Annotated in this window: 7 protein-coding genes; 6 read left to right on the top strand and 1 reads right to left on the bottom strand. The window is 43.0% G+C overall.

Annotated features, from left to right (window positions below; translation table 11 throughout):
* Positions 1–60: 60 nt before the first annotated feature.
* Positions 61–894 carry a D-alanyl-D-alanine carboxypeptidase family protein gene (locus P5683_RS19655; protein ID WP_008050154.1) on the bottom strand — a complete coding sequence of 278 codons (834 nt, stop codon included), beginning with the start codon at positions 892–894 and terminating at the stop codon, positions 61–63.
* A 341-nt stretch (positions 895–1,235) separates the two neighbouring features.
* On the opposite strand from P5683_RS19655, the gene P5683_RS19650 reads away from it, so the two are divergent.
* The 6 genes from P5683_RS19650 (at position 1,236) to clpX (ending at position 9,760) form a co-directional block, all read left to right on the top strand.
* Positions 1,236–2,738, top strand: coding sequence for an efflux RND transporter periplasmic adaptor subunit (locus P5683_RS19650; RefSeq protein WP_315638974.1), 1,503 nt, complete (start codon positions 1,236–1,238; stop codon positions 2,736–2,738).
* A 53-nt stretch (positions 2,739–2,791) separates the two neighbouring features.
* Entirely contained in the window at positions 2,792–3,982 is a 1,191-nt protein-coding gene (locus tag P5683_RS19645) for an ABC transporter permease (RefSeq protein ID WP_315638973.1), read from the top strand.
* A 1-nt stretch (position 3,983) separates the two neighbouring features.
* Positions 3,984–5,174, top strand: a complete 1,191-nt coding sequence (locus P5683_RS19640) for an ABC transporter permease (RefSeq protein WP_315638971.1) — start codon at positions 3,984–3,986, stop codon at positions 5,172–5,174.
* A 2-nt stretch (positions 5,175–5,176) separates the two neighbouring features.
* Complete coding sequence (locus P5683_RS19635; protein WP_315644822.1) at positions 5,177–7,129, top strand: TolC family protein; 1,953 nt, start codon at positions 5,177–5,179, stop codon at positions 7,127–7,129.
* A gap of 6 nt (positions 7,130–7,135) precedes the next feature.
* On the top strand, positions 7,136–8,062 hold the full coding sequence (locus P5683_RS19630; RefSeq protein ID WP_315644821.1) for an RluA family pseudouridine synthase: 927 nt from the start codon (positions 7,136–7,138) through the stop codon (positions 8,060–8,062).
* A 327-nt stretch (positions 8,063–8,389) separates the two neighbouring features.
* Positions 8,390–9,760, top strand: a complete 1,371-nt coding sequence (clpX, locus tag P5683_RS19625; RefSeq protein WP_315638966.1) for an ATP-dependent protease ATP-binding subunit ClpX — start codon at positions 8,390–8,392, stop codon at positions 9,758–9,760.
* Positions 9,761–9,960 lie beyond the last annotated feature (200 nt).

The raw sequence follows: 9,960 nt of genomic DNA, 5'->3' as shown, positions 1-9,960 counted from the left end.
ACTACCTGAAAGCGGGGGGCACGAAGCCCCCGTGCTTCAGCCGGGGGTGCTGACTTATTATCAATTGTCACCGTTCACTAGGTCAGAGGGAGACGCAACATCTATAGACCGCGCTTTATAGAAGGTTTCCAAACTATGGCGATCGCCCACATAACGCCAGTGCCACGGTTCATAACTCACCCCGAGGGGGTTATCTTTGGGAAATGATAGCTCAAAACTATAGAAAGCGGCATTATCGACTAGCCATTTAAAAGCGGGAGTTTGATCAAAAGTCTCTCTCAGATCGGTATCGGGAAAGTTAGCATCGCCCACATCAATAGCATAGCCGGTGTGATGTTCACTGTAGCCAGGAGGGGCGCTTACTTGGGCGCGTTGACTGGGGACTTGTCCCCTTTGGGCTTTGATGTCAAAAAACAAAAATTCCTGATCTTCCAAACCCCGAAACCCAGATATGGGAACCAAAATAATTCCGCTTCTTCTGGCTGCATCAGTCATGTCCAAAAAGGCATAAGCGGCGGCGCGACGTAACCTGATCACACCATCAGCGGTAATATTTTTCAGTTCACTCTCGGGGGCTTCCTCATAGGGAAGATGTCCCAGAAGGTTAACTGGTAGTTGGGAAACTTGGTTAGGGATGACGGATGGTGTGGGTAGTGGGTTAGTTGTTGGTGGGGGTTGCATAGCATCAGTTGTTTCTGATGCTGACAGGTTAACAGAGGTGCGATCGACGACCAAAATCCCAAATTGGTAGTTAAGGGCGAGAGCCACTACAAAGGCCACTATACCCAGGGCTAACCACTGCCAAAATTTTGGCGATCGCTGAGACTTACCAAGGGTACTATGATCGGAGTTGGGAGTATCTCGAATCGCTTCCGGGATATCTTCGCTGGTCATGGGCGGAACATTGTCCAAGTTCTTGTACATATTGATCCCGTTGAACAAAATCACAAAAAAAGCAGGTAGGAGCCTTAACCACTGATAACACAGTCCCCTCAGACTACTCCTGGTGGACAAGTTAACCTGACGCGAGAGGACGCCTAACGGCTATATTAACTGCTATATACTACAGTGTGTCGGGGACATAACCCGGTTTTCTTTGGGGCAGACAGTGTTAGTTTGCTATCATATCTTAATTAGGCTATCGATGAGCTAATGGTTACATCGATGATGCTGGAAAACACCTCAAAAGCGATTGCCAACTACTATAGGTTAGCTGAAATAGCAACTTTTATACCGTGTCTATTGTAGATTATCCTGCCAAACAAGCCTATCAGCGGGGTCTCAAATGGCTCGTGGGTTCCGCCGTCTTTGCTGTGGTCGGAGTGGGTGGAGTTTTGGGTTATGATCTCATCCAAAATCGACCACCAGCGCCCATTTCTGCCGAGGTAATTCCTGTAAAACTCGGAGATGTAGAAAACCGCATTAATGAAGGGGGAATTTTAGAACTAGGCGGACAGCGTAGCATTAAATCTCCTGAAGATGGTGCGGTTGAAAATATTTTCGTACAAGTAGGCGATCGCGTCACTCAGGGTCAACAACTTATCAGTTTACGCAACCCCAACCAACAAACGATTTTACAGAAAAAACAGCTAGAAATCCAAAAACAGGAAATTACTGTAGAACGCCATCGCCAAGAAGTAACCGAAGCCGAAGAACAACTAGCCGCCGCTCAACGCCAGTTACAAATTGACCAAGCACAATATCAGCAAGAATTAGCCTCCAAAAAAGCCGTCAAAGATTTAACAATTCAGAGACTTGAATCCCAGGTTAATCGGAATCGCCAAAAAGTGGAAGAGGCGGAGATAGAATTAGCGGCGGCTGAGGAAAAATTAGCCAGCAGCCGAGAACTACTGGAAAGAGGATTTGTGGCACAACAAGAAATTGAAGGGGGAGAAGAAAGTGTTCGTCAGCAAACCACCGCGTTAAGAAACGCCAAACATGACCTTAATACTACCTTAATGGAATTGGCATCAGCTAAAGCGGAATTAATCACGGTTTCTACTACAGTTAACACTTCCCCCGTGGTAGAGTCTGAGATTAGGCTAAGACAGGCTAAAACCACTTTGAGACAAAGCCTCAGTGAACTAGAACGCCTACAAATAGAATATCAAGAGGAAGCACTGAAATTACAAAATTTTGTGATTACATCTCCTATTAATGGAGTGGTACTTAATATCAATGTTAAAGCGGGAGATGGACTGAATCGCGGTCACGATTTAATCACATTAGGCGACCCTAATCAGGAAATCGTTAGGCTGCAATTATCAACCCTTAACGCTGTTCAAGTTAGACAAAATCAACTAGCCCGGATTACGGAAATAGGGCCTAATCCTGAAGTATTTATAGGACGAGTAGACCAGGTTGATCTCGCCACCAGACAGTCGGAAGGAAATCAAGACTCAGGTTCAGGACAAGCGTCGGTTTTTGCTACTGTTAAATTAGATAGACCCACTGGACGTTTAATTCCAGGGAGTCCAGTTAGTGTAGAAATTGTCTTAAATCAACGAGAAAATGTTGTGGTGCTGAATACCGAATTAATCCAAAGAGATAGAGACTCTCGCTATGTATGGGTATTAGACGATAATAATACGGCTCAAAAGCAGCCTGTCACCCTGGGACTAGAAGGATTGCTACAAGTAGAAATTACTTCGGGTTTAAATTCAGGAGATTTAGTGATTTCGCCTCCCTTTAACCAAACCTTAGAACCAGGTAAAGTTATTGTCCATGAACCTCAATAAATTTATCATCGTTAATTAAGGATTATACCTAATCATTATCATCAAATAATTCCATGAGTTTATCTATCTTTAATTTATTGGGTTTAAGTTGTCAGTCTTTAATGGGTAATCCTCTCCGGTCTACTCTGTCAGCGATCGGGGTATTTATGGGAGTCGCTGTAGTCACAGCAACTATGCAAGTTAGGAATATTTCGGAAGCGGTCATTGAACAACAGATGAATGAACGGGAATCTCCGATTTTATACCTGTGGATATCTGACCATCAAAGTGGTAAAGTACAATCTTTTACTATGGATGATGTAGAGTTTCTTAATAATAATTTACAAGGTATCACCAAAGTGATGACATTAAGGTTTGTTTGGTGGATAGATTCTGTGCAATTTCAAGACCGCACGGGACATCCTGAAGTCGCCATTGCTGTTACTCCAGAATATCAGCAAGTTTCTGGACGCAGAATTATCAAGGGACGTTTTTTTAATTCCACTGATGTAGAGCAATATTTATCAGTGGCTATTGTCGATGACGTATTAGCGAATCATTTATTTGATAATATGGACCCTATTAATCAAAGAGTTTATATTGAAAATCGACCCTATACCATTGTTGGAGTGATTGAAAGCAAAGATATTTTTCCGTCGATGCAAAGACAAGGATTATTAATGATTCCCCTTTCGTTAGATATGGCAATTACCGGAAATTTACAGCTTGACGAGTTGATGATTGGTATTCAAGATTTAGACAATGTTGATCAAATCAAGACACAAGCGATTTCTATTTTACAAAAACGTATACCCACTCAACAATATGGAGATTGGGTAAACATTACAGACATTCTAGAACAAAGAGAAACTTTAGCATCTATTTCCCAAGCATTATTAGTGGTCAGTATCATCGCCCTATTAGTGGGTGGGGTGGGTATCGCTAATGTGACGATTGCTGCAGTTATTCAAAGAACACCTGAAATCGGTTTAAAACGAGCCATAGGAGCGACTCGTTTTGAGATTATGCTACAATTTATTCTAGAAGTAGTTATCATCAGTTTAGGGGCTGGTATTTTAGCTATAGCCACAGTTCACGGAGTCACTATTATGGTGAGTCAACGATTTAATTTACCCTATACAATTGACTATAATACCGCTAAATTATCCCTAACATCATCACTAATAATTGGTGTAAGTTCAGCCCTATTTCCCGCGATTCGCGCCAGCAAAATTGAACCAGTACAAGCCTTAAAAGGAGATTAGCATGAGTTTATCTACATTCAATTTATTCGGTTTAAGTTGTCAGTCTTTAATGGGTAATCCTCTTCGGTCTACTCTGTCAGCGATCGGGGTATTTATGGGAGTAGCAGCAGTTACGGCTACTCTACAAGTTAGGAATATTTCGGAGTCAGTAATTGCTAAACAAATTGCAGCCAGAGAATCGCCAGTAATTAGATTATCTCCATCCTGGAGACGGGGAGTAGAATTTCAGGGTTTGACACTTAGTGATTTAGAGTTTTTACAGAGTAGGTTAACGGGTGTAACTGCCATTGCTGGTCAAAGAAGTGCTTGGTGGATTAATTCGGTTTTATTTCAGGATCGCAGTGTTAATCCAGAATCGAAATTAGCTGTTTCTTTGGAATATCAAATAACCTCTGGTAGGCGCATGATTAAAGGTCGTTTTTTTAATACAACTGACTTTGTGCAATATCGACCTGTGGTTATCGTTGATGAAATTTTGGCAACTGAATTATTTGGAAATATTGACCCGATTAACCAATCAGTGTATATTCAAAATCGACCTTATACCATAGTGGGGGTTACTGAAACTAGAGAAATATCATCACGGTCTGGTCAACAGGGTTTATTGCTGATACCTCTACCATTAGACGCGGCGGCGACGGGAGCGCGTCATTTACATAATATCACTGTGGGAGTAGAACGCCTAGAAGAAATAGATAAAATACAACAGCAAGCGATCGCCCTTTTACAACAACGAATTCCCACCCAAGAATATCGAGGTTGGCAAAATATTAACGATATTTTAGAACAACAGAAAACTCTGGAATCAGTTTCCCAAGCGTTGCTAGTTGTAGGTGCAATATCTTTAATTGTGGGAGGGGTGGGAATTGCTAATGTGACGATTGCTTCTGTGATTGAACGTACCCCAGAAATTGGATTAAGACGAGCTATTGGAGCTACACAACTCGATGTTATGCTACAGTTTATTGTAGAGGCGGGGATTTTGAGTTTAATGGGTGGAACTATAGCGATCGCCACTGTTCACGGCGCGACTATAGTAGTTACAGAACAGTTTAACTTACCATACGAATTTGACCACGAAACTGCTATAATCGCCCTGAGTTCCTCGGTATTAGTGGGGGTAGGGGCGGCGTTCTTTCCGGCGCTCCGCGCTAGTAAACTAGACCCAGTGAAAGCATTAAAGGGACAGTAATTATGGATAAAAATCCCGAACCATCTACAATGAGCGATCGCCTTTGGTGGCTGAGATTTTTACTAATTGCGATCGCCACATCAGGTTTATGTATTACCCTGGCTGTCAGCTTAGAAACTCCTCCAGTTACCCAAGCTAACGCCTCCCGTAACACGCCATTACTAACCCCTCCCGACCTTCCCCAAACGTCACCCAATCCCAGCATTAATTTAGATAATCATAGGACAGAAAAAACTCGGGTTAAACTCCCCCAAATTATGGGGAATATAGCCAGGTTCTCTCCCTTCAAACTAGAAAATGAACCCTCGCAAACTGAACCCAATTTACAGATTATCTCGCCAGAATCTTCGTTAGAAAGAGATAGCAATCAAAAGGCGATCGCTAACCCCCAACCCCGACAAACCATTGCCGCCACCCTCCCCAAATCAGCAGAATACCGCGTCAACAATAGCTTAGATAATTGGTTAGATGGCATAGAAATTCCCCCCCAATTTAGCCAATCTCAACCCCTGATTAACTCCCCCACCAATGAACGTACACCCTCCCCAGAAATTCCCCAGTTTATCCCAGAAAATCAAGATAATGCTGTGAAATTAACCCTACCAGATGTGGTTTTTCTCACTCTTTCCAATAATAGAAACATTAAAAACCAGTACCTAGAAAGAATTATACAGCGTCGAGATTTACAAGTAGCGGAGGATAAATTTGCTCCAGAGTTTACCCCCAATTTATCAATTGAATGGCAAGATATTCGGCAGGGGGGACAAAGTCTTTCTATGACATCAGGGTTAGTTTTAGGCGCTCAAATGGTGATAAAAATTCCCACAGGGGGAGAGTTAAATATGGGCTGGACAGGTCGCGGCGAGAGACAAGGAAGCAGCTTTAATGCGGAAAATAGATTAAGACAGAATTTAGAATTATCCTTCCGACAACCCCTTTTAAGAGATGGTGGAATCGCCGTAAATCAAGCGTCGATAAAAATTGCTCGCCTTGATGAAGCTATTAATATTTTAAACCTCAAGAATACTTTGATTGACCAAATCACCCAAGTTATTTTAGCTTATCGAAATTTAATCCAAGCCCAGGAAAGGGTCAAAATTCAAGTGCAGTCTTTGGCTTCCTCTCAACAACAAGTAGAAAATACTCAATTTTTAATTGATGTAGGTCGTCTTCCGGCTATTGAGTTAATTCCCGCCCAACGCGGAGTTAAAAATAATGAAATTAGCCTTTTAGATGTTAAAAATAACCTGAAAAGACAACAATTAGCATTATTGAATATTCTGGATTTAGAGCAAGATATTGTTCCGGTGGCTGTCCAAATAGATTTGGATGAACTAGAAATGCCAGAATTGCAGGAAATTCGAGAAATCGCCTTAGTCAATAGACCGGATTATTTACAAGCTAAACTAGAAATAGAAAAGGCAGAAACCGCTTTAATTATAGCGGAAAATAATCGACGATGGCAGATTGACTTGGATACAGGAATTCGCCATAATCCCTCACCGAATATTGTAGAAGATAGAACGGAATTAAGGGCGGGAATTGTGTTTAGCAAAGAATTGGGCGATCGCACTATAGAACAAGAGTTTGAGCGCCGTCGTATTAGTCTAATACAAGCCCAAAATGATTTACTAGAAGAGAGACAACAAATTGATATTAATGTAGCCAATGCTGTGCGTGATGTTCGGGATAATTATCAAAAATTAGAGTTGGCTCAAGAGTTGACAGAATTTAGGAGACAGGAACTAAATAATGAGGAAGAAAAGATTAGGCTAGGTGTGGGTAATACTTCTGTAGTCGATTTAGTCCGGTTTCAAGATGATTTAGTCAACGCTCAAAATGCGGAATTAAATGCCAAAATTGACTACCTCAACTCGTTAACTGAATTAGACCGAATTTTAGGCACAACATTAGAAAGATGGGATATTATTGTGGAAACAGAGAGTCAATTGTAAACATCTATGGTTATTGAATTAATTTGCGAAGATAAAGATGAGGAAAATCAACGCCTGGATAGGTGGTTATCAGAAAGGGTACACCAGTTGTCTAGGTCTCGTCTGCAAGCCTTAATTTCGTCGGGTCATGTTTGGGTAAATAATTCGCCCTGTACGTCTAAAAAGGCTACAGTTCAAATTGGCGATCGCATTCAAGTGGAAATCCCGCCAGCCATTCCGTTAGAATTAAAGGCTACTAATATCCCCCTAGATATACTCTATGAAGATGAAGAACTACTCATCATAAATAAACCGGCTGGCTTGGTAGTTCATCCCGCCCCAGGACACGAAAATGATACGCTAGTCAACGCCCTATTAGCCCATTGTGAAACCTTAGCTGGTATTGGCGGCGTACAGCGTCCGGGTATAGTTCATCGCCTAGATAAAGATACCACAGGAGCGATCGCGATCGCCAAAACTGACCACGCCCACCAACACCTACAAGCGCAAATTCAAGCCAAAACCGCCCGCCGCCAATATTTAGGGATCATCTATGGTGTCCCGAAAACTACCTCCGGTGTCATTGACCAGCCTATAGGTCGCCACCCAAGCGATCGCAAAAAAATGGCAATTGTACCCCAACACCAAGGCGGACGTAGCGCTATCACGCACTGGAAAGTCAAGGAACGCCTGGGAAACTACACTTTGATAGAATTTGAACTAGAGACAGGTCGCACCCACCAAATTCGCGTTCACAGCGCCAGCATTGGTCATCCTATCGTGGGCGATCGCGTCTATGGAAAAGGTCGTTCCGTGGGAGTCAACCTCCCCGGACAAGCCCTCCACGCCTGGAAACTGACGCTACAGCATCCCACTTCAGGGGAATTAATAGAAGCGATCGCCCCCCTACCTCACACCATGACGACTCTATTAAAAGTTTTACGCGATCGTTAATTATCAATCAGCGCGTGAGTTGACCCTGGGAGCAGGACCTGGGTTGCTTTTTCAATTGACCTCTGTTATCATGAAAGATGATCGGGGTTGCAAAATATATCATAATTTACCCCCACCTGTCAACCCATCCCTGTTGAGCTTGGTTGTTGGCTGGTCAAATAGTTAGCAACATCTTTTAACAGTATTAGCTACCACCCTAGCATGATTAAATGTTAAGTTGAAGGTAGACCAAAAAACGGCTAGAAAACCCAACAGGGGAAAAATAACTGAATTTTTAGATTGATTTTTCCCCCAAAAAGCTAGAAACCATCGACAATAAGGTTAAATATGTCCAGGTATGATTCCCATTTACGGTGTTCTTTTTGTGGCAAATCTCAGGAACAAGTTCGCAAGTTAATCGCAGGCCCCGGGGTCTATATCTGCGATGAGTGTGTGGAACTTTGTAATGAAATCCTGGAAGAAGAGTTTTCAGAAAGGGCTGGAAATAAACCACAACCGGGTCTAGGTGTAGAAACTAGACCATCTCCTTCCCAGCCGAGACTAACACCCCTAACAGAACTTCCTAAGCCAGTGGAAATCAAACAGTACCTGGATAAGCACGTCATTGGCCAAAACAATACCAAAAAAGTCTTATCAGTGGCAGTCTACAACCACTACAAGCGTCTTAGTGTAGATGCGGGAAACATGAGCAATCAAGACTTTGACGAAACACAAGGCTATAACGACGAGCAGGTAGAATTACAGAAATCGAATATTCTACTAATGGGACCGACTGGATGTGGTAAAACTCTCCTAGCAGAATCTTTGGCTAAACTCCTCGATGTTCCGTTTGCGGTGGCTGATGCTACTACGCTGACAGAAGCTGGCTATGTGGGAGATGATGTAGAAAATATCCTACTGCGGTTGCTACAGGTAGCTGATTTTGATATCGAAGCAGCACAGCAGGGAATTATCTATATAGACGAAATTGATAAAATTGCCCGCAAAAGTGAAAATACCTCTATCACCCGAGACGTTTCTGGGGAAGGGGTACAACAAGCTCTGTTGAAAATCTTAGAAGGAACTGTGGTTAATGTGCCACCCCAAGGGGGAAGGAAGCACCCCTATCAAGATTTTATCCAAATTGATACGAGCAAGATTCTGTTTATCTGCGGCGGTGCTTTTGTGGGTCTCGATAAGCTGGTTGAACAACGGATGGGTAAAAAGTCCCTGGGCTTTATTCAACCAGGTGTTAAGCCAGGAGAAGAGGTGCAGAAAACATCTGTGGACACGACGGAAGTTCTCCAAAATGTGGAACCTCAAGATTTGGTGAAATTTGGCTTGATTCCTGAGTTTATCGGTCGGGTTCCAGTCCTGACTGTGATTTCACCTCTGGATGAGGAGGCGCTGGTGAAAATCTTGACTGAGCCTCATAATGCTTTGGTTAAGCAGTATAAACAACTGCTGAAAATGGATAATGTCTCTTTGGAGTTTGAACCTGATGCTTTAATTGCGATCGCTAAAGAAGCCTACCGACGTAAAACAGGGGCTCGTGCGTTGCGCGGGATTTTGGAAGAACTAATGTTAGAGGTAATGTATGAGTTACCCTCCCGCAAGGATGTTAACCGCTGTGTGATTACTAAGGAAATGGTGGAAAAACGGTCAACTGCAGAGGTTCTCTGGCATCCGGCTTGGCGACGCCAGCACGAATCGGCTTAAATTAAATATACCGAAAATTGTCCGGTTAGGATTCATAGCTACTGTGGTCAGAGTCAGAGGGCGAGTTGATAAATCTTCTCGCCCTTAGATGTGATTAGTGGTGGAACCCACCCCCCGCGCGATCGCATCTATTATCAGTTGAGTCTTTGACTACTCCCCGCGCTAAAGCGACGGGGATTCCCCGGAGGGATTTCAGAACT

It is taken from the genome of Limnospira sp. PMC 1279.21, from assembly GCF_032349615.1.
GTDB lineage: Bacteria > Cyanobacteriota > Cyanobacteriia > Cyanobacteriales > Microcoleaceae > Limnospira > Limnospira fusiformis.
Note: the sequence above shows the minus strand (reverse complement) of the source record. Positions and strands in the feature narration are given on the sequence as shown.

What these genes read in the sequence shown, in the direction of transcription:
- P5683_RS19655 (WP_008050154.1), bottom strand. Translation starts at nt 894, where the DNA reads ATGACCAGCGAAGATATCCCGGAAGCGATTCGAGATACTCCCAACTCC.
- P5683_RS19645 (WP_315638973.1), top strand. Translation starts at nt 2,792, where the DNA reads ATGAGTTTATCTATCTTTAATTTATTGGGTTTAAGTTGTCAGTCTTTA.
- P5683_RS19640 (WP_315638971.1), top strand. Translation starts at nt 3,984, where the DNA reads ATGAGTTTATCTACATTCAATTTATTCGGTTTAAGTTGTCAGTCTTTA.
- P5683_RS19635 (WP_315644822.1), top strand. Translation starts at nt 5,177, where the DNA reads ATGGATAAAAATCCCGAACCATCTACAATGAGCGATCGCCTTTGGTGG.
- P5683_RS19630 (WP_315644821.1), top strand. Translation starts at nt 7,136, where the DNA reads ATGGTTATTGAATTAATTTGCGAAGATAAAGATGAGGAAAATCAACGC.
- clpX (WP_315638966.1), top strand. Translation starts at nt 8,390, where the DNA reads ATGTCCAGGTATGATTCCCATTTACGGTGTTCTTTTTGTGGCAAATCT.